At 49.7% G+C, this 20,286-nt stretch carries 18 protein-coding genes and 1 other annotated feature; of the genes, 14 read left to right on the forward strand and 4 right to left on the reverse strand.

Annotation, left to right across the window (positions count from 1 at the left end; all coding sequences use genetic code 11):
• Window positions 1-110 precede the first annotated feature (110 nt).
• Window positions 111-405, forward strand: a binding site (T-box leader).
• Window positions 406-452: 47 nt separating this feature from the next.
• From tyrS to BM412_RS06485, 3 genes are all read left to right on the forward strand, one after another.
• A complete protein-coding gene (gene tyrS, locus BM412_RS06475) occupies window positions 453-1,706 on the forward strand; it encodes a tyrosine--tRNA ligase (RefSeq protein ID WP_091220237.1) in 1,254 nt (417 codons plus the stop codon).
• Window positions 1,707-1,879: 173 nt separating this feature from the next.
• Window positions 1,880-2,407 carry an NfeD family membrane protein gene (locus BM412_RS06480; protein WP_091215394.1) on the forward strand — a complete coding sequence of 176 codons (528 nt, stop codon included), beginning with the start codon at window positions 1,880-1,882 and terminating at the stop codon, window positions 2,405-2,407.
• A 29-nt stretch (window positions 2,408-2,436) separates the two neighbouring features.
• The gene (locus tag BM412_RS06485; protein WP_177245875.1) at window positions 2,437-3,969 is read left to right on the forward strand and encodes a flotillin family protein; all 1,533 of its coding nucleotides are present in this window, start codon (window positions 2,437-2,439) and stop codon (window positions 3,967-3,969) included.
• Between the two features lie 42 nt (window positions 3,970-4,011).
• Here the strand turns inward: BM412_RS06485 and rpsD are convergent, their stop codons facing one another.
• Window positions 4,012-4,611 (reverse strand): 30S ribosomal protein S4, encoded by a 600-nt coding sequence (gene rpsD, locus BM412_RS06490; RefSeq protein ID WP_091215399.1) that lies wholly within the window; start codon window positions 4,609-4,611, stop codon window positions 4,012-4,014.
• A gap of 385 nt (window positions 4,612-4,996) precedes the next feature.
• On the opposite strand from rpsD, the gene BM412_RS06495 reads away from it, so the two are divergent.
• From BM412_RS06495 to BM412_RS06515, 5 genes are all read left to right on the forward strand, one after another.
• Window positions 4,997-6,856, forward strand: coding sequence for a sensor domain-containing diguanylate cyclase (locus BM412_RS06495; RefSeq protein ID WP_256256152.1), 1,860 nt, complete (start codon window positions 4,997-4,999; stop codon window positions 6,854-6,856).
• A 129-nt stretch (window positions 6,857-6,985) separates the two neighbouring features.
• A complete protein-coding gene (locus tag BM412_RS06500) occupies window positions 6,986-7,723 on the forward strand; it encodes a hypothetical protein (protein WP_091215401.1) in 738 nt (245 codons plus the stop codon).
• A gap of 69 nt (window positions 7,724-7,792) precedes the next feature.
• Entirely contained in the window at window positions 7,793-8,908 is a 1,116-nt protein-coding gene (locus BM412_RS06505) for an aminopeptidase (protein WP_091215403.1), read from the forward strand.
• A gap of 78 nt (window positions 8,909-8,986) precedes the next feature.
• On the forward strand, window positions 8,987-9,226 hold the full coding sequence (locus BM412_RS06510) for an HPr family phosphocarrier protein (RefSeq protein ID WP_091215406.1): 240 nt from the start codon (window positions 8,987-8,989) through the stop codon (window positions 9,224-9,226).
• 139 nt (window positions 9,227-9,365) lie between these two features.
• A complete protein-coding gene (locus tag BM412_RS06515) occupies window positions 9,366-9,647 on the forward strand; it encodes an Fpa/YlaN family protein (protein ID WP_091215409.1) in 282 nt (93 codons plus the stop codon).
• An 81-nt stretch (window positions 9,648-9,728) separates the two neighbouring features.
• Here the strand turns inward: BM412_RS06515 and cax are convergent, their stop codons facing one another.
• On the reverse strand, window positions 9,729-10,790 hold the full coding sequence (cax, locus tag BM412_RS06520) for a calcium/proton exchanger (protein ID WP_091215412.1): 1,062 nt from the start codon (window positions 10,788-10,790) through the stop codon (window positions 9,729-9,731).
• A 176-nt stretch (window positions 10,791-10,966) separates the two neighbouring features.
• Here cax and BM412_RS06525 point away from each other — a divergent pair, with 176 nt between their 5' ends.
• Window positions 10,967-12,523 carry a stalk domain-containing protein gene (locus BM412_RS06525; RefSeq protein ID WP_091215414.1) on the forward strand — a complete coding sequence of 519 codons (1,557 nt, stop codon included), beginning with the start codon at window positions 10,967-10,969 and terminating at the stop codon, window positions 12,521-12,523.
• A gap of 96 nt (window positions 12,524-12,619) precedes the next feature.
• Window positions 12,620-12,997, forward strand: coding sequence for an Asp23/Gls24 family envelope stress response protein (locus BM412_RS06530; protein WP_091215416.1), 378 nt, complete (start codon window positions 12,620-12,622; stop codon window positions 12,995-12,997).
• A gap of 48 nt (window positions 12,998-13,045) precedes the next feature.
• Here the strand turns inward: BM412_RS06530 and ftsW are convergent, their stop codons facing one another.
• Both ftsW and BM412_RS06540 read right to left on the reverse strand, forming a co-directional pair.
• Complete coding sequence (gene ftsW / locus BM412_RS06535) at window positions 13,046-14,242, reverse strand: putative lipid II flippase FtsW (protein WP_091220240.1); 1,197 nt, start codon at window positions 14,240-14,242, stop codon at window positions 13,046-13,048.
• 6 nt (window positions 14,243-14,248) lie between these two features.
• Entirely contained in the window at window positions 14,249-14,593 is a 345-nt protein-coding gene (locus tag BM412_RS06540; RefSeq protein WP_091215417.1) for a YugN family protein, read from the reverse strand.
• A 219-nt stretch (window positions 14,594-14,812) separates the two neighbouring features.
• Here BM412_RS06540 and BM412_RS06545 point away from each other — a divergent pair, with 219 nt between their 5' ends.
• From BM412_RS06545 to BM412_RS06560, 4 genes are all read left to right on the forward strand, one after another.
• Window positions 14,813-16,000 (forward strand): amidohydrolase, encoded by a 1,188-nt coding sequence (locus BM412_RS06545; RefSeq protein WP_256256153.1) that lies wholly within the window; start codon window positions 14,813-14,815, stop codon window positions 15,998-16,000.
• Between the two features lie 109 nt (window positions 16,001-16,109).
• Entirely contained in the window at window positions 16,110-16,556 is a 447-nt protein-coding gene (locus tag BM412_RS06550; RefSeq protein ID WP_091215422.1) for a CBS domain-containing protein, read from the forward strand.
• Window positions 16,557-16,694: 138 nt separating this feature from the next.
• Window positions 16,695-18,422 carry a DNA repair helicase XPB gene (locus BM412_RS06555; RefSeq protein ID WP_091215425.1) on the forward strand — a complete coding sequence of 576 codons (1,728 nt, stop codon included), beginning with the start codon at window positions 16,695-16,697 and terminating at the stop codon, window positions 18,420-18,422.
• Window positions 18,419-20,209, forward strand: a complete 1,791-nt coding sequence (locus BM412_RS06560) for a hypothetical protein (protein WP_091215428.1) — start codon at window positions 18,419-18,421, stop codon at window positions 20,207-20,209. Before BM412_RS06555 ends, BM412_RS06560 begins: the two co-directional genes overlap by 4 nt.
• Window positions 20,210-20,286: the final 77 nt, after the last annotated feature.

A 20,286-nucleotide genomic window follows, 5' to 3' on the forward strand; every position in this document is an offset into this window, starting at 1 on the left:
TACGGTTTGCAGTGGAGAACGTGTTTTTGTCTAAACTTAAAGACAAACCGGCTTCCCGTTGACTTTTGCTGAACCCGTATGATATAACCTAGAACAAGAAAAGTTCATATTGAAACGTGATGACAGGCATCAGTAGAGCTGCTGATCGACGATTCCAGAGAGCCGGTGGGTGGTGTGAACCGGCACGCGCTGCAGTTTGAATTACCGCCTCGAGCTGATCGGACGAACGAGGCCTCCTTTAAGTTTTTATTAAAAGAGGCTCTGCCAGTAGTCTGTTTCCGGATAGAATCCGTTATGAAATGAAGTGAGAGCCGCCATATGGGCATCCGCGTCAGTCCAGCTGACATCCGGTGCCGGCGACTCTAACGAGGGTGGTACCGCGAGCAAATCCTTCTCGTCCCTTGAGGACAGAAGGATTTTTTGTTATTTCGCGGAGGGAGTGTATCGTAATGATGAAATGGGATCAGCTTACGCCGGACCAGCAGCAGGAAGTAGAAAGACAATTGAACGTCATCCGCCGTGGTGTCGTTGAAATTGTACCGGAGGATGAATTGAAAGCGAAGGTAGCAGGCGCGGTTGCGACAGGCACGCCGCTGAAAGTAAAGCTGGGGCTTGATCCTTCAGCGCCGGACATTCATATCGGACACACGGTTGTGCTTCACAAGTTAAGACAATTTCAACAGCTTGGCCATACGGTGCAGCTCATTATCGGTGATTTCACCGGACGGATCGGGGACCCTACTGGTAAATCGGAGACGCGCAAGCAATTGACCGAAGAAGACTTAAAGCGCAATGCGGAAACGTATAAGAAGCAAATTTTCAAGCTGCTGGATCCGGCGAAAACGACCGTTTACTACAACTCGGAATGGCTTAGCCCGCTGCATTTTGCAGATGTCGTGACCTTGTCGGCGAAAGTAACGGTAGCTCGCATGCTCGAACGGGATGATTTTACGAAACGCTACCAATCCGGCCAGCCGATCAGCATCCACGAGTTTTTCTACCCCCTGATGCAAGGTTATGACTCAGTCGCGCTGGAAAGCGATGTTGAGCTTGGCGGAACGGATCAGAAGTTCAATCTGCTCATGGGTCGTACCCTGCAGAGAGAATATGGCAAGAGCGCTCAGGTTGCCATTATGACACCGCTTCTCGAAGGTTTGGACGGCGTCAACAAGATGAGCAAGAGCCTTGGCAACTATATCGGGATCGATGAGGAGCCGAATCAAATTTACGGGAAATCCATGTCCATTCCGGATGAGCTTATGATCAAATACTATGAGCTCGCAACGGATATGACCAATGAAGAGCTGCAAGCATTGAGGGACGGACTCGAAGGCGGCAGCGTACATCCGCGGGATGCGAAGATGAGGCTGGGTCGGACGCTTGTCCGCATGTACCATGGCGAAGAGGCCGCGGAAGCAGCAGAGCAGCATTTTATTACGGTATTCCAGAAACGCGCGCTTCCTACTGATATTGAAGAGGTGCCGCTTTCAAGCCATATCTTTGAAGAAGGCTCCATTAGTATCTTCAAGCTGCTAACGACCCTTGGACTGCAGACTTCTTCCAGTGAGGCGAAGAGGAGCGTTCAGCAAGGAGCAGTGCGTATCAATGGGGTTAAGATTGATGACTGTTCAGCTGCGATTACCCCGGTGTCCGGTGACATCGTGCAAGTTGGCAAACGTAAAATTGTTAAAATCGTGCTGGAATAACAAATAATAAAAGCTCGCCTGACGAAGCGATTCGCAGGCGGGCTTTTTCTATATTTCGACAAGGCTTGTCCGTGTTGTCGTTGTCCATCGAAACTTATGTGAACATTCTGCGTAATAAATACCGGATGTTCTGCTAGAATATGGTTCATTTTATAAATGAAGGGGGGAGGGCTTTGGAAGGTTTATTCATGGGCTGCCTGGTTGGCGGCATTTTATTTGCGATTGTAAGTGTCGTTCTTGGAGACTGGCTTAGCGCTTCGCTCGACGGTATGCTCGATTTCTTGTCCCTGGATGGACATCCGATCTTGCAGCCGATGGCCATCGTCGGCGGCGTTACGGTGTTCGGCGGCGCCGGCCTGTTGTTGGGTAGACATACAGAGCTGGGCTCGGCAGTTGTACTGGTGTTATCGATTCTGTGTGCGGTTGCGGCCGCGCTGGGCGTTTATTACTTCTATGTACGACCCATGCAGAAGACCGAGAATTCGACCGGGTATTCGATGAAGGAGCTTGCAGGTACAATTGGGGAAGTTTCCGTTCCGATTCCGGCGAAAGGGTATGGGGAAGTAATGATTCGAGTAGGTGCAGGCTTAACCAGCCATATTGCATCCAGTCATGATGGCGTCCTGATTCCGAATGGATCGCGCGTCGTTGTGATTAACGTTCAAGGTCATTCGTTAATGGTTTCATTATTGGAGCTGTAAGTTTACAACCGAGAGGGGATTTTTATTTGATTCCAGATTACTTAGTCATTCCAGCAGTCGTTGTTGGTGTTCTCATCGTACTTGGTCTTGCCTTTTGGGCGCGTTACCGGACCGTTGGCCCGGACAAAGCGATGATAGTTACCGGTACATTCCTTGGCGGTCGTAACGCGGCCATTGACGAGACCGGACGCCGGATCAAAATCGTACGCGGCGGCGGGGCATTCATTCTGCCGGTATTCCAAAAAGCAGATTTCCTCTCGCTGCTCTCTCATAAGCTTGATGTATCGACGCCTGAAGTATATACCGAGCAGGGTGTTCCGGTCATCTGCGATGGCGTTGCCATTATTAAGATCGGCGGCACGGTAGAAGATGTTGCAACGGCAGCAGAGCAGTTTCTCGGCAAGCCGACGGAGTCGCTGAAAGGCGAGGCGCAAGAAGTATTGGAAGGTCATCTACGTGCCATCCTCGGCTCGATGACCGTGGAAGAAGTGTACCGGAACCGCGATAAATTCGCGCAGGAAGTACAAGGGATTGCAGCGCTTGATTTGAAGAAAATGGGGCTGCAAATCGTTTCGTTCACAATCAAGGATGTTCGCGATAAGCATGGTTATCTGGATGCGCTGGGTAAGCCGCGTATCGCAGCCGTGAAGCGAGATGCAGACATTGCGGAAGCGGAAGCCGTTCGGGATTCGCGGATTCAGAAGGCGAAAGCGGAAGAAGAAGGGCAGAAGGCCGAGCTGCTGCGGGATACGAACATCGCGGAAGCGTCCAAAGCGAAGGAGCTTAAAGTAGCTTCCTTTAAGAAAGAGCAGGATTCCGCTAAAGCGGAAGCGGACCAAGCTTACGCGATTCAAGAAGCGAAAGCGAAACAGCAGGTGGTCGAAGAGCAAATGCAGGTTGAGATCGTTCGTAAAGAGCGTGAAATTGATATCGAAGGCAAAGAGATATTGCGCCGCGAGAAACAGTACGATGCGGAAGTGAAGAAGAAGGCAGATGCGGACCGCTATGCAGTGGAACAAGCCGCTGAAGCGGACAAATCGAAGCGGATGCGCGAAGCAGATGCTGCGCAGTACAAGATCGAAGCCGAAGCACGTGCAAATGCGGAGCAGAAGCGACTTGAAGGTATGGCTATAGCAGATGCGGAGCGTGCCAAGGGTACTGCTGAGGCAGAGGTTATCCGGCTTCGCGGTTTGGCAGAAGCGGAAGCGAAAGAAAAGCTGGCAAGAGCGTTCGAGCTCTTCGGCGAAGCGGCCGTTCTCGATATCATTGTGAAGATGCTGCCTGAGCTGGCCGGTAAAGTGGCCGATCCGATTCGCGCGATCGACAAGCTGACGATCGTGGATACCGGTCATGGGGAAGGTGCGGCACGTTTAAGCAACTACGTCACCTCCTTGATGGCAACAGCGCCGGAAATGCTGAAGAGCGTCTCAGGAATCGATCTGAATGCATTCGTCAGAGGGTTAACAAACAAATCACAGCTTACTTCTGATGCGGCAGCAGCAGCATTACCCGAGGCCTTAGTTCAAGAAGTAACGGCTACATTAGCAAAACCAACCGAATAAGCATAAAAAAGAGCGGTCCGAATATTCGGACCGCTCGATTTATTAACGGCTGTAGAACTCGACGATTTGTTTCTCGTCGATCTCTTGCGGAAGTTCAGCACGTTCTGGAAGACGAACGAATTTACCTTCAACAGCGCTGTCGTTGAACTCAAGGTAGTTCGGTAGGAAGTTACGTCCTGCCAAAGCTTCTTTGATCGATTTCAAAGCACGGCTGCGCTCACGAAGACCGATTACATCGCCGATCGATACTGTGTAAGAAGCGATGTCGACTTTCTTACCGTTTACAGTAACGTGACCGTGGGATACAAGCTGACGAGCGCCTGCACGGGAGTTTGCGAAACCAAGACGGTAAACCAGGTTGTCCAGACGGCTCTCAAGAAGCGCCATGAAGTTTTCACCGGCAATACCTTTTTGTTTCGAAGCTTTGTCAAACAGGTTACGGAATTGTTTTTCGTTCATTCCGTACATGTGACGAAGCTTTTGTTTTTCTTGCAATTGAATGCCGTAACCGCTCATTTTCTTGCGTTGTCCCGGACCGTGTTGGCCTGGTGGGAATGCGCGTTTCAGTTCTTTACCTGTACCGCTTAGGGAAATGCCGAGGCGACGGCTAAGTTTAAATTTAGGACCTGTATATCTTGACATGTGTCGTAAAACTCCTTCTTCAAATGGGATGTTTGAAATGGGTGTTTCGCCGAGTGCTGTCTACGCTGCATTGTTTGCACAATGAAGTCCTACCAGGTATGTTCAGCCGCAGACCTGATAGCGACAGTCTCTTGAGGGTGACACAAAACCGTTCCCATGTATTCAACTATAAATATTATATAAGTTGAGCGTCGAATGTCAAGCGAATCAGGTTAGAAACTTGCCAGGGAATTTCATGAATCGCATCCTGGAAATTCGCTGTATCGCAAGACCTACTCATCTAGTGCCAAAAGTCGTGCATTTCAATAATTTATCAAGTATAGTTGTAGAATGGTAGAGACAAATTTCAACATGGAAATCGAATATGGAATGAGGTGATGCTGCGGTGAAATCCATCGATTCTGATTGGATGAATAATACGAACTATAAGGCTGATATTCGCTTGAATACGCAGCAGCCAACGTCATCATTTCCTTCAGGTGATATCCATGAAAGCAGCGATTCAACGGTCATTTCCCTACTAAAGGAAAGCTTCCAAAATTGGTTGGAGGAAGCGAAGGCGATGAAGTCGCCCTTGCTTGATTATGAGCTTGCTCTGTATAGTGCTGCCGGGCAAGTTATTGCGCAGCACGGGCAAGAGGTAAATGAGACTCAGTCGGTTCGATTGGAGGTTTCGTTACTTAATCGTTCGATTGAGCCGCAAAGCATTGCGACACTGGTGCTCGTTAAACGTGACAAGAGCGATGAGCTTCATTCCCTGCTGCATACTACCGCGCTCTTGATTCGTCAAATGTTCTATCACCGGTTCGATGTGAGAGTCGTCCGGGATTTGCATAACAGACAGAAGCTCAGCGAGAAGGAAGCCAGGCATCAAGATACGATGTTTAATGTTGCGAAGAGGCTGCATGATCAGAATGACGTTTCGATGGTGCTCCAGGTTTTGCTGCAGGATATGGCTGAGCTGTATCCGCTCGCAGACGTGAATTTGTATTTGTCGCAAGACCATGTGAATAATGATCCGCGGGTCAAACCGCTTATGCTTAGGCACAGTACGGAAGATATCTATGCGAGATCCTTTCTTTCCGGGCAGCCGATCGTCAGCTCTGAGGAGAATAGCACGAGAGTAGCGATCCCGATGAGCGGCAAACAAGCCGTATACGGCGTTCTTAGCTTAGTTATGCAAACTGCCCACTGGGAAGATGCCGAGATTCGGGCGCTTGCCATGCTGGCAGATACGGCAGGCTCCGCATTTGAGAATGCCAAGCTCTTTGAGCAATCCAATTTGTTAATCAGCGAATTGCAGCTCATTAATGAGTTAGCGAAACGACTTAATCAATCGCTTCGTCTCAATGAAGTGTTCGATTACGCGATGACGGAGCTGCTGCATATTTTCAAAGCGGATTACTGCCATTTGATCCAATTGACCAATGAACAGCAAAGCTTTCAAATTGCAGCGAGCAATTTGCCTTCCGTGGTCGGCGAGAAGTGTCCCACAGCTTACGGTTTCTGCGGAATCATTCACAGCACGAAAGAGCCGCTCATCATATCTGACTATTTGGCTACGCGGGTGGTTGAATCCAAGCTAATGGACGAAACAGGCTCAAGATCGCTTATTGCTGCGCCGGTCATGTCCGGTTCGGAACTTTTTGGTGTGATCATGGTCTCCGATAAGAGCGCAAACTATTTCTCTTACGAGAACTACAAGCTGCTTCAGGTGCTGACCACCCACATCGGACTGGCGATTTCCAATGCATCCTTGCATGCCGAAGTAAGACGGATGGTAATTACGGATAACTTAACCGGTTTATATGCCCGGAATTATCTGAATGAGCAAATCCAATATCGCCAGCGGAAGGATCCTTGCGGCTCGCTCGTGCTGGTAGATATCGATCACTTCAAGAAAGTGAACGATACATACGGCCATCTCATCGGAGACAGCATTCTCGTGATCGTGAGCGAAATGATTCGCTCCTGTATTCGCGATAGCGATATTGCAGCGAGATGGGGAGGCGAGGAGCTCGCCGTTTATTTGCCTCAAATTAGATCGATGCAAGCTTACCGTATCGCAGAGCGTATCCGCAATATGGTGGAAGAGCATACAGAGCCGAAGGTGACCGTATCCTGCGGGCTTTCGGAGTGGACGTTCGAGGAGGAGAAAATCAGCGTCGAATCTTTATTTTATCGGGCGGATATGGCGCTGTACGAAGCGAAGAAGAATGGGCGCAATCGCATCATGATCGGATAGCAGCGGTTTAAACGAGTAACGGCGGCAGCGTAATGGCTGCTGTTTTTTTGTTGTTTCGTTACATAAAGACAAGCGATGAAACAGACGCTAAGTGAGATAGGTACAAAGGATGGGCTGGAGGCGAATCGAATGAAAGTAATGAAATGGATGACAAGTTGTTTAATTATGATTACGGTAATCGGCTGCAATTCAGCAGTAGACAATAAATCGCCGGGAGAGCTGCTTTCCTTATCCGTATCAGGCTTGTCAGGCGTTGATCGGTATGCATTTACAGGGGATACGGGCATCGGTCTAACCGGCTTATCACCGATAAAGGCGATGACATTTCAAGGAACGGTAGAAAATCATAACAATGTGAAGGTGAAAGCAAACAATCCGGATTCGCTTGGCGGTTCGATTCATCCTTTGGAGTATCTCAGACAGGTAGAAAACAATGCTCAGACTACGGAATTAGTGCCCTCGGAATCCGGAAATCGCACCGCCGTATTACGCATAACTTCGAATGAGGCGAAAGCGAAGGCGACTTGGATACAAACGCTGCGAGACGAATTTAGCGTTCTTGAGAAGAAAGTGCCCGCTGCTTCTGCTTCCAAGAATACCATGCAAAGCAAACAGGCATCAGGAGCCGAAGGTTCGCTTGAGAGAGAGTGGAAAGAAGAGCTCAGCCGATCCAAAGCACAGCTTGAAGCGATGCTGTCCACGCTTCGCGTGCAATCCAGCTGCCGCATGGTCATTGACCGCAAGAAACTGCTGCCTCTGCAATTAGAGGAGAAGACGACTCTGCAGTATAAAGCAGAAGGGCAGGATCGAAAAGAGTCGCGCGTGACGAAGATCGTGTTTACCCGTCTCGGAGGCGGCCAACTGTAGCCTTCGTGCATCACAGCTTGAAAAATGGTAGGATAGGTATTGAATTTATTAACTGGAGGTTATTGAACAATGCGTGATCCTCGTATGCAGAAGCTTGCAGAGAATTTAGTCGGATACTCCATCAATGTACAGCCTGGAGAGAATGTCCTTATCGATATGATTGGATCGGAGCGAGAGCTTGCGAAATGCATCATCGAAGAAGTGGCTAAGAAAGGCGGACGTCCTTTCGTTGAGACAAGCGACCGTTCCGTATTGCGTTCGATGCTGATGAATGCGACAGAAGAGCAAATTAAGCTGTGGGCATCGTTTGATTTAAAACGAATGGAAGCGATGGACGGATACATAGCAATCCGCGCCGGTGAGAACATTAACTCCCTGGCCGATGTGCCTAGCGACAAGATGAATCTGTATGAAAAATATTACCGTCACCCGATCCACTCCGAGCAGCGCGTAAAGCATACGAAGTGGGTTGTTCTGCGTTATCCGAACGATTCCATGGCTCAGCTCGCGAACATGAGCACGGAAGCGTTCGAGGATTTCTACTTTAACGTATGTAACCTTGACTATGCGAAGATGGACAAGGCGATGGATCCGCTCGAAGAGCTGATGAAGAAAACCGATAAAGTTCGAATCGTTTCCCCAGGAACGGATTTGACGTTCTCGATTAAAGGGATCGGCGCAGAGAAATGTTCCGGTCAGAAGAACATTCCGGATGGTGAAGTGTTCAGCTGTCCGATTCGTGAATCCGTCCAAGGTACGATCACGTACAACTCGCCATCGGTATATTCCGGCGTCACCTTCGAGAACATTAAGTTTACGTTCAAAGACGGCAAAATCGTCGAAGCGACAAGCAACAATACCGAGAAATTGAACGAAATTCTGGACATGGATGAAGGTGCGCGTTACATTGGCGAGTTCAGCCTTGGCTTTAACCCGTATATTCTGCATCCGATGAAAGATATTTTGTTCGATGAGAAAATCGCAGGCAGCTTGCACTTTACTCCGGGACAAGCTTACGAGGAAACCGATAACGGTAATCGTTCCGCAGTTCACTGGGATCTTGTCCTCATTCAAAGACCGGAATACGGCGGCGGCGAAGTTTATTTCGATGATCGTTTGATCCGTAAGGACGGACATTTCGTCATTCCTGAACTGGAAGGCCTTAATCCGGAGAACTTAAAGTAAAATTCCCTTGAAGGAATACAAGAATCGGGTTATGATGAATGAAGCTAGCGAAAATAACTAAATTATGGAGGGATTCCCATGTCCAATAACGCGGCAATCGTTGATATTTCCCAAACGGCTAACAAATTCCAATCGTCCATTGTACTCCAAGCCGAGAATAAATACATTGACGTTAAGAGCATCCTCGGTCTATTCACGACATTGGTCGGCGGACATTCCTATGAGCTCCACGTCCATGGTGCTGACGCTGAAGAAGCGAAAGCGGCACTGGCAGCAGTGTTCGAGAAACATAATCTTAAAGTAAACGTAGTTGAATAGCAGTTCATTATAATCACATATAGCGCCTCGCCGAGATATCGGCGAGGCGCTTATTGTTTTGACCTTGTACATTCCGTTGATTTCGACTAATATAAAGAATAGATAAATGGATTAGTATCACGCATTAAGGAGGAGTACGATGTCTTCATCCGATGTTCTTATTCATCTGCATCAAAAAGCGCTCAATCTCCTTCACGAGGATGCCACCAAAATCGAAAAGTTGATCGAAGTGCAAATGGAAAATTTGGCGACGAGAAAATGTCCGCTTTATGAAGAAGTATTGGACACTCAAATATACGGCTTTTCCAGAGAAATCGATTTTGCGATTCGTGCAGGACTTGTCGGCGAAACGGTCGGCAAAGAAATTATCAACAAATTAGAAAGAAACTTGGCGCAGCTGTATGAGGCGTTAAACGGGTAGCCGCGATATCGCAGCTGCTCTTTTTTTTTATGCAAAACCAAAAAGACGTTCCGTCATGTGACGGAACGTCTTTTTTGCAGGCTAGACCAGGTAGAATGAAATACCCAGAATGATGTATACGATCAAGAGCAATGCGCCTTCATACCAGTTCGTCTTGCCGTCCTTGGAGATGGACTTGGCGATAAAGACGGATACGGCAATCGCTGTAAGCTCAATCGGCGTGAACACGATATCCATCGTAGGTCCAAACAATGTACTGACCAGAATAAGAACCGGGGCAACAAACAGGGCAATTTGCAAACTGCTGCCGACTGCAATTTCTACTGCGGCTCCGATTTTGTTCTTCATCGCGAGCAAGACGGCTGCACTGTGTTCTGCCGCATTACCGACGATCGCAATCAGGAAGGCGCCGACAAACACTTCAGAGAAGCCGAAATCAGCTGTAAACGTATGTAGGGTGCTAACGAGCCATTCGCTGACGAAAGCCGTCATAACGGTCGCAAGGATGAGGAATAGGACGGACGTATTTTTTGACCAAGCGGGTTCTTCGCCGTGATCCGGTGTAGTTTCTTCGACATCCTCGAGAATGTCCTTGTGCGTGACCATGGAGAAAATGAGCCAGAGCACATAGGCGACTATGAGAATGATCGCAATCGTAATGCTGAGGAATTTGGTGCTATCCGCTGAGAAATGCTGATTGGTAATAAAGATCGCAGGAATGGCGAGTGCGATGACAGCCAGGATCATGAGCGAAGAGTTGTGGCTGGCAAGCTGCACATTGAATCTCTGCTCTTTATACTTCAAGCCGCCAAGCAGAACGCTGGCACCCAGTACGAGTAGAAGGTTACCGATAATGGAACCGGTGATGCTGGCTTTTACCATATCGAATAATCCTTCGCGGACAAGGAATATCGCAATGATCAATTCCGCGGCATTACCGAACGTAGCATTCAGAAAGCCGCCAAGCCGCTGACCGGCATAGTGCGCGACGCTCTCGGTAGCTTTGCCCAGAAAGCCGGCTACAAACAAGATCGCGGCTGCTGAAATGATAAATTCAATGGTCGTGCCGAAATGCGCATAGTGACTTATTCCGCTTAGTACAAACAATCCGATTAGCAATGTAAAAAACAATTTCTGATTCACAGTCAAGGCACCTCGTTCTTCAAGTGGTAATATTGGAAATCTGTTAACACTATAGCTGAAAATGGCGAATGTGTAAACTTGGTAATCGACAACATTCAAAGTAGATTGACAATTTCAGGGGGAGACATTTATGTTGGAATAATATAACAGGTAATGGAAAGGGAGAGCTGAGTTTCGTGTATGATCATTCATTATTCTCACGTAAAGTCGGAGGAATATTCATCGCAGTTATTCTGCTGCTCGGAACACTGTTGATACCGGGCAAGGAGGCAGCTGCGGATTCCCCCGGAAACGATCCGTATATTCGACAGGAATGGAATATCACGGTTCCCGGATACTTAGGCAATCTGAAGATGTCAGCGAACGGTCTGCTATATGTTATCAGTTCAGAGGATCATGAAGCAGGCACCTTATATGCAATCACCAAGGATGGCAAGATTGTATGGCAGCGCTACTTGTCTCTGGCATCGAGAACGCCGACCATAGATGACAGCGCTAAACGTATATATGTAGCTGACGGTGCACTGCGGGCATTGGATGCAGCAACAGGCGAGCTGCTGTGGTCATTTGCGCCGCCAAATGATAAGACGACCGGCGTGCCAACCGTCGATCATGATGTGATTTATGCGGTCTCGAATTTAACAGGAACGGTCTATGCGGTTGATCGTGAAGGAAAGCTGCTTTGGAAGGACCAAATGACGGAGGATGGCGTATTATCGCCTGTGGCCGTGTCCAGCTCAGGTATAACGGTGGTCCTGCGGACGGTTCAGCGCGTTGAAGTCGATGCAAAAGATCCGTTGGCGTATCAAATCTATCAGGAGGATGGGTCCATCAAATCCTATGTGGATATTTCCACCCTGCATGCTTTTGATCAAGATGGGTTCCCGTTATGGCAAACTGAGCTTCGCGGAATGGGAGTGCTCAGGGAGGCGCCTCTTGCAATTGACGGCGGTTTTGCAGTCGGTGGAGAAGCCTTTTACATCGTCTCGGATAAAGGTCAAATGCTGTACAAGCCGGAAACGATTTCCCCATCAAATCCCGGACAGACGAGATTGATTGACGGCGTGTTATATTATCCATCCGGGAACCAGATCGAATCGTTCGATATGACCGGCAAACGATTGAAGACGATACATACAGGCGGCGTTGCCGGAAACGCGGTCAAGGATAGCGCGGGACGGATTGTGTTCTGGCAAGAATTCGGAAGAATTCTAATGGTCAATCAAGACGGATCCTGGCGAATATTGTTGACGCCGGATTCGGGCTACCCATCCGGCTCACTCGTGCTGGATGAAGGCGGAACGTATTTTACGGTATACTCCGGTCAATCAAGCGGTCATATTATAGCCTTCAAGGATACTTCCGTTAAGCAGCCTCAGGCTAATAAAGGGCTAACGCTGTTACTCGACGGTCAGCCTCTGCGTTTGTCGATCGAACCGGTTGTCGCGCGAGGGAGGCTGTACTTGCCGATGAGAGAACTGTTCACGGCGCTGGGAGCTACAGTGAACTATGATGTACGCAGCAGAACGATTACGGCTAAGAGAGGCAGTACGGTCATTACGTTAACGATTGGAAAATTGCAGGCTGTAGTAAATGGAAGAAGCGTCACATTAGATGCGCCGGGCAAACTGTTGAACGGTCATATGATGGTTCCGCTAAGATTCGTAGGGGAGAGCTTCGGTTATACCGTCAGTTGGGATCAGGATGAGCAGACGATTCAGATTGCTTCCTAAATAATCCGGAAACAACCAAACTACATAGTAATTGCCTTGCTTCGGATGTTCCGTTCCATTACAATGGAAACATAAGGTGAACGAGGAGTGAGTGGCATGACAGAAGAGCTTCAAACCGGCATCATACGTATTTCAGACGACGTAGTCGCCACCATCGCGGGACTGGCTGCACTTGAGACTCCGGGCATTGCTGCTATGTCCGGAGGTATTTCCGAAGGGCTGGCGAAACGCCTGAGCGGGAAGAACGCACAAAAAGGCGTATCGGTCGAAGTGGGCCAGCTGGAAGCCGCGATCGATTTAAGAATTATCGTGAAATACGGCATTCCTATTCAAGAAGTTTGCCGTCAACTGCAGGAGAATGTCCGCGAAACAGTTGCGAACATGACAGGGCTTCACGTCGTTGAAGTGAACATCAAAGTTGAAGGCGTAGCCTTCAAGGAAGACGAAATCGAAGAGCTTGCAAGGCTGAAATAATGGATTGGAACAAGAAAGGCATGCCCGTGGGGGCATGCCTTTCTTGTTTTATCGACTGCGGCGTTGCTGCTGCGGCGACTGCGGCTTATCCGGCCTATTATATTCACGCGAGATGCTGAGCAGTATGCCCATGCTTAGCAATGAAACAATGAGCGAGGAGCCGCCATGGCTGACAAACGGGAGCGTTACACCTGTGATCGGAATTGCGCCGGTCACACCGCCGATGTTAACGAGTGTTTGAACGGCGAACAACCCGACGATGCCGACCCCGACGATGGTACCATAGCTATCCGGACATCGAACGGCAACGAGTAAACCTCGCCAGAGGAAAAATAAATAGAAGAGCAGGAAGAGCAGACTTCCGATAAAGCCGAATTCTTCGGCGATGATGGAGAAGATGAAGTCACTGTAGGGATAAGGCAAATATTTCAGCTTCTGTACGCTGTGCCCGAAGCCAGCGCCGGTAATGCCGCCGTGCCCAAGCGCTTGCAGAGAGCGCGATAAGTGAAAGGTGCTGTTCTGTTCATCTGATAGCGGATCCATAAATGCCGTGAAACGGTTGATCCGGTACTGCCAATCATCATGATCATTCATGATTGAAATGCTGGCCCAGGATGCGACAACGGAACAAATAATAATGCCTGCGAGAAATAATTGCTTTAGGTTGGCTCCGCCTGCAACGATGATAATGATGGAGCAAGCACCGATAACGATACAAGCACCCAAATCGGGCTGCATCATGATGATTAAGCAAATGATTCCGATAATGATGAAGACCGGGACAAGCCCTTTTTTGAAATCTCTAAACTTCTCGCCTTTCTTGGCAATCAGTGAGCCTAAATAAAGGATGAGACCCAGCTTGACGAATTCGGTGGGCTGAATGCCGATCGGCCCGATATAGAGCCAGCTTTGAGCACCGTTTAATTCTTTGCCGACGAAAGGGACCAAAATGAGCGTAATCATTACGGGGATGAAGTAGAGGATGAAGCCTTTTTTGAACACGGTATAGGGGATGTTCATCACTACGAACATCGAGATCGTTCCTAAGACGGCCCACATCAGCTGTCGCTTCGTATAATACAAGGCGTCGAAATTCGAAGTTTTCGAAATCACAGCCGTGTTTGAACTTGCGCTGAACACCATAACAAGACCAAAGCCGACTAACAGCAGCGTGAGCACCAGAAGCAAGAAATCCGGCCTGCCGCGCAGGCCGAGTGTCTTTGTTTTCGTCGTTTGTGGCTTCATAGCCAACTAGGCAAGCGATTTCTTCAATTCTTGCAGACGTTGAGTTGCCGCATTCAGAATCGGCTGAGGAACAGGCGATTCATAGTCCAGACCATGCGGGAACGTAGCTCGTCCGATATAAACGGATTCCACTTGCAGCACAGCGTGAGAGGACTCCAGCTTACCTTCAATTGCGCGGACATTGAAGCGCAGGAAGTATTCTTCACGATTTGTGCGGTCTTCCAGCTTCAGGTCGTACGTAGCGCGGTAATATTCCCATTGCCAGCGAACAAAGCCAAGCTTCTCCGCCGACTCGTCAAGGTGCGCGAGTTCGCTAGTCATGCCGTTCAGGCCTGTATTCTCAATAATCATAGGGTGATCCTCCTTCAAGCTTCAGAACAGGTTTTCTTCTTATTCATGATAGTATTTTTCATGCACCAGTGCAAGCCTAACTCCCGTTGCCTCAAGGCGCAAAAAGTGACATATTTACGAAAAATGTTGCCTGAAATCGCCAAAAAACAAATTTCAGTTCACTCTCTCATTCTGGTACAATAGAGCGTAAGTCAATTGTGAGCGAGGGGGTTTGTAAGCGTGAGTATAACAAACAAGATGGAAGCACAGCTGCAAACTGTCTATCCGAATATGGTGCAGTGGCGCAGGTATATGCATCAGCATCCGGAATTATCTTTTCATGAGAAGGAAACATCTCGCTGGATCGAGCAGCAGCTGGCAGAGATAGGCTGTGAAGTGAAGACGAGAGTCGGCGGAGGTTACGGATTGGTCGCTTCCATATATGGCGATAAGCCGGGACCGGTAGTTGCACTTCGAACCGATATCGATGCACTCCCCATCCAAGATGAGAAACAAACGGCGTACATTTCGAAGGTACCCGGTGTTATGCATGCTTGCGGTCATGACGCGCATACAGCAACGATGCTTGCCATTGCCCGCTTCTATAGTGAGAATAAAGAGCATTTTGCAGGGGAAAGAAGATTGATCTTCCAGCCTGCCGAAGAAGTATCGCCCGGTGGAGCGATGGGGATGATCGCGGGCGGGGCGCTCGACGGCGTTGATGCTATCTATGGCGTACATCTCTGGACACCGCTTCCTTACGGTCTGGCCGCAACGAAGCCGGGGCCGTTCATGGCAGCGCCGGATGAAATTTATATCGACATTACCGGCAAAGGCGGACATGGCGGATTGCCGCATGAAACCGTCGATGCAGTATTAGTCGCATCGGCCATTGTACAAGCGATTCAGTCGATCGTAAGCCGAAACGTAAACCCGTTAGATCCTGCCGTTGTGTCGATCGGGTCGATCCACGCAGGCTCGACGGCCAATGTCATTGCGGAACGGTGTCGGATGACGGGGACAGTTCGTACGTTCACCGATGAGGTCCGGTCTTTTATTCAAGGCAGGCTGAGAACGATCGTAACACAAACTGCGGCGATTTACGGCGCTACGGCAGAGCTGGAGTACCGGGACGGTTATCCTCCCGTTGTAAATGATCCGGAAGAAGCAGCACGATTCTTCAAGGTGGCACCAGAGGTATTTGGCAATGAAGGTGTACAGGAATCCCCGCTGATTATGGCCGGGGAGGACTTCACCTACTATTTGCGCGAAGTTCCGGGCTGCTTCATGTTCGTAGGCGCCGGCAACGAAGATTGCGGGGCTACTTATCCGCATCACCATCCGAAGTTCGATTTGGACGAACGGGCGATGCTGAAAGCGGCGAAGCTCATGATTGCGATGGCGGAGGATTTTGCGGCACAAGCGTAAGAACGTCATTGCTTCATTCATAAAAAGTCGGCAAACGGCAACCCTAGTGTTGAAGTCCATGCATACGTCGAACGTGTTCGTGCGATTCATCAAGGAGGGAACTGCAATTATGGCGCGACTGGTGAAGGAATTAATGTCTACCGACTGTGTGACTGCCACACTGCTGGATAATGTGTATGAGCTTGCCGTGTTGATGAAGGATCATAATATCGGCTTTGTCCCCATCGTGGACGGGAAGAAATTAATTGGCGTTGTAACGGACCGCGACTTGGTCGTTCGCGGCTACGCCGAGAAACATTCCGGTTCCACGGCAGTAGCGGAGGTCATCACAAAGGATGTCGTGACGATCGATGCGAAGACGACGGTAGATGAAGCGGGCAAACTGATGGCTTCCCATCAAATTCGCCGTCTGCCTGTGGTCGAGAATGGGGATTTGGTCGGAATTGTGGCGATCGGCGACCTGGCGGTTCGAGAAGTATTCGTCGATGAGGCGGGCGATGCACTCAGCAGCATTTCGCAGGAGCTGCATAATGAGCAGCAAACGATTGTCCATTAGAGGGAGAATAAGCGATTTGGCATTAACTGCCGAATCGCTTTTTTTTTGTATGCATAATCAGGCAGGAAACTTTCAATACTGAGGGAAGAAACATTAGGCGACATGCATGCCAAATGCGCGAGTCAAGGAGATGATGGGATGTATAAACGCGAGCTTCGCCCCTTATGTGTCCAGGCTGATTTTACCGTGCTTCTTGATGAAAGGCATCAGGATGCGGAAGCAGCCAGGGAACAGCTAAGCCGGTTCGCCGATCTGGTGAAAAGGCCCGGACATCTACATACGTACCGAATTACGCCGATGTCGCTCTGGAACGCAGCTTCCACAGGGATGACGCCTCAGGATATGATTCAAGTACTCACGGAACATAGCTGCTACGAGATTCCGCTTCAAGTGACAAGCGGGATAAGAAAGCTGGCAGATCGATATGGCAAGCTCATGCTGCAGCAAACGACAGAAGGAGAGCTGCTGCTGCTGGGTGAGGAGGAATTGCTGAAGCTGCTTAGTTTGAATAAGACAATCTCTGCATTTCTGCTGCCTGCCGGCAGCGAAGAGAAGAGAGCAGTCCGGCTGGAAGCCAGAGGATTGCTCAAGCAGGAGCTCATACGTTTGGGGTATCCGGTTATCGATTTGGCCGGGTATCGGCATGGTGAAGCGCTCGATGTGGAAATTCGGGAGAAATCCGTGAGCGGGAAATCATTTCAATTGCGCGATTATCAGGAACGGGCCGTTAATCTGTTCTACCGCGAAGGTCAAGCTGATGGCGGGAGCGGCGTACTTGTGCTGCCTTGCGGCGCGGGCAAGACGATTATCGGCATTGCGGCGCTTGCTCGATTGCACTGTGACACGTTAATTCTGACGTCCAACGTGACTTCGGTTAACCAGTGGAAAGCGGAGCTTATCGATAAGACGACGTTAACCGATCAGGAAATCGGAACGTATGCGGCGGCAGCCAAAGAAGTACGTCCCGTCACGATAGCCACCTATCAAATTCTGACCAGCCGCCGGCGAAAAGGCGATGAATACAGCAATATGAGACTGTTCGGGGAGCGGAATTGGGGGCTAATCATCTACGATGAGGTACATTTGCTCCCTGCCCCGGTGTTTCGCATGACGGCGGACTTACAGGCGACGCGCCGTCTGGGCTTAACGGCGACTCTCGTGCGCGAGGATGGCCATGAGGAAGATGTATTCTCGTTAATTGGCCCGAAGCGCTTTGACCTGCCTTGGAAGACGCTGGAGTCCCGTCAGTGGATCGCATCGTTAGCATGCACGGAAATTCGGCTGCCTCTGGCTCATGAGGAAGTTGAACGGTATGTCGCAGCTACCGAGAAGGAGAAAGTAAGAATAGCAGGCGAGAACAGAACCAAAATCAAAGTTGTTCGAGAGCTGCTTCAATTCCATGAAGGGAAGCCGGCGCTCGTTATCGGTCAATATTTAACGCAATTGCATTCGCTGGCCGAGGAATTAGGCGTACCTGTCTTAACCGGCGAGCTGCCGCATGAAGAGCGCGCAGTGCTATATGAAGCATTCAAGGCCGGAAAAATTCCGGTTCTGGTCGTTTCGAAGGTGGCCAACTTTGCCGTTGACCTGCCTGATGCCGCAGTAGCCATTCAAGTATCGGGAAGCTACGGTTCGCGCCAAGAGGAAGCGCAACGGATCGGCCGGATCCTTCGTCCGAAGCGCGGGGATAACCAAGCCTGGTTCTACACGATTGTATCCCAGGGAACCAAAGAAACGGACTATGCAAGCAGAAGACAGCTCTTCCTGCTCGAACAAGGCTACAGGTATGCACTTCACGAATGGTCAGATATGGAGCAGTTATTGCAAGAAAAGTCGATTGAGGGTCTTCGGGAGGCCGCGCTGTGAAGGTTCAGGAAATCGTGAATCGCCTTACTGAAACGCAAATCGGGGAAATTAGCGCTTGTCCCGTTTGGCATTTGAGTGAGGCTGAAACATGGCCTAGTGTCATGTTGAGCCGATCGGGCTCTGAATCAGCATGGGCGGCTTTATCGAAGCAAGCTGCGATTGCTTTAGAGGTAGTGCTCTGCGCGTTCGGTCCGTTGCCGTTTAGCGAGGAGCAGTTGCTCCTTGCAGCTCGTTCGGGAGTAGCGGGAGCGGAATTGCGCCATGGACTGCTTCAGCTCATGGATGCGGGAATAATCTTTGCAGTGCGCAAGGGCTGGGGAGAGAAGCAATATCTGCTGCCGAGCGATATGTATCTTACCTGGTACGAAACGATGATCAGCATGCAGCATAAGCGCAGGTCCGAGATCCTACCTGTTCCGATGGAGATTGAATCAAGGCATATCGTCTCCATGGAGGAGAGCGGTTATACGCCGCCTCTAAGCCTTCAATGCTTACATGTGATGGCAGAGCTGCTCCATACCGGTATGAAACGAACGGCGAAAGGCATCCTGACGAAACGCACGATCTTAAAATGCACGGAGCAGCTTGCCGTAGACAGCAGTCAACTGAACGCAGTCGCTGAATTATCGCTTGCGGCATCCGGAGAGGTTTATCCGCTGCAGCTGGCATTTTTTCTCGATATCGCCCGGAAAAATCAGTGGCTGCAAGAACTGCAGAACTCGTACGCCATCCACGAAGATAGGTGGAACGGTTGGCTTGAATGCGAGCCATTGGAGCGGGAAACGGAGCTGCTTAAGCAGATTATCGGGATTTTTCTGGAGAGAAGTCCATCAGCAGCGACAGGAATGGCATCGCTTTGCATGCTGCCTCCTTATCGGTGGTTTCGAATCACGGATTTAGATGTACAGCACATGCTTCGCCAAGAATTCCTCGCTAAACCTCAGCCTTCAGCCATTCCCGCTTGGTGCGGTTTGTTATGCGCGTTAGGGTGGATGGAAGCTGCGTTCGACGAACAGGGCGGCAAAGTACTCCGTTGGCTCATTCCCCCAAGCGCCTTCAAGACTGGCGATGCTTTGTTGGAGGGGCAAGCCAGACTTGAGGGCCAGGTGCAAATTACGCCGGATGGCGATGTCTATGTTCCCAGTGATTGCGCATACCGTACAATCTGGCAGATTGAACAGTTGGTAACGCGGAAACGTACCGACCACATAGCGGTGTATCGGCTGGATTCTCGCGGCTTTAAACAAGAGGCGCTGCTTCATGAGGCCGGTGAAGGGGTAATTGGTTTCTTGGAGACCGCATCAGGGGAAGCATTGCCTGTAACCGTTCGGGCCATCATCATGCAAGCATTCGCAGCTACTGGCGAACATCTTGGGAACAAACCGATTAAAGCCGTAGACCTTATTGAATCCATAGAACCACTACCGTTGATTCAAAATGGCAATGTCGTGCAGACCTATGGGTTGTTAACCGAAAGGCAGCCTTTGAAAGCCATGTTCAGCGGCATTGAGGATGTGCCGACTATGTGGCTGAAGCAGTTCAGAGCGTATCACAGCTCCACTCGTAGGGAACTGATGGAACTGGCGTTAAGCTGGCGCACTCCGGTTAAACTAAGCTGTGAGGGCGCTGTAAAGCCGTTTGTTCCCGAACGCATCGTGGATGTGGATGGCTGTTGGAGTGTGATGGGACATTTTGTCCTTGAGGAAAGTTATGCTCCCGCAAACCTTTTGCCAGAGATGTGGCAGGAAATGATGCTTGTTCTTCCAACTGAAATTGGTAGTTTTTAACGTAGGGCTACTGCCTTCCTCTACCTTTTTCGGTGATTGATATGGTATGATAACAATTAGGCACAAGCCAAGTGTTC

The organism is Paenibacillus sp. BC26 (assembly GCF_900116125.1).
Classification (GTDB): domain Bacteria; phylum Bacillota; class Bacilli; order Paenibacillales; family Paenibacillaceae; genus Paenibacillus_Z; species Paenibacillus_Z lignilyticus.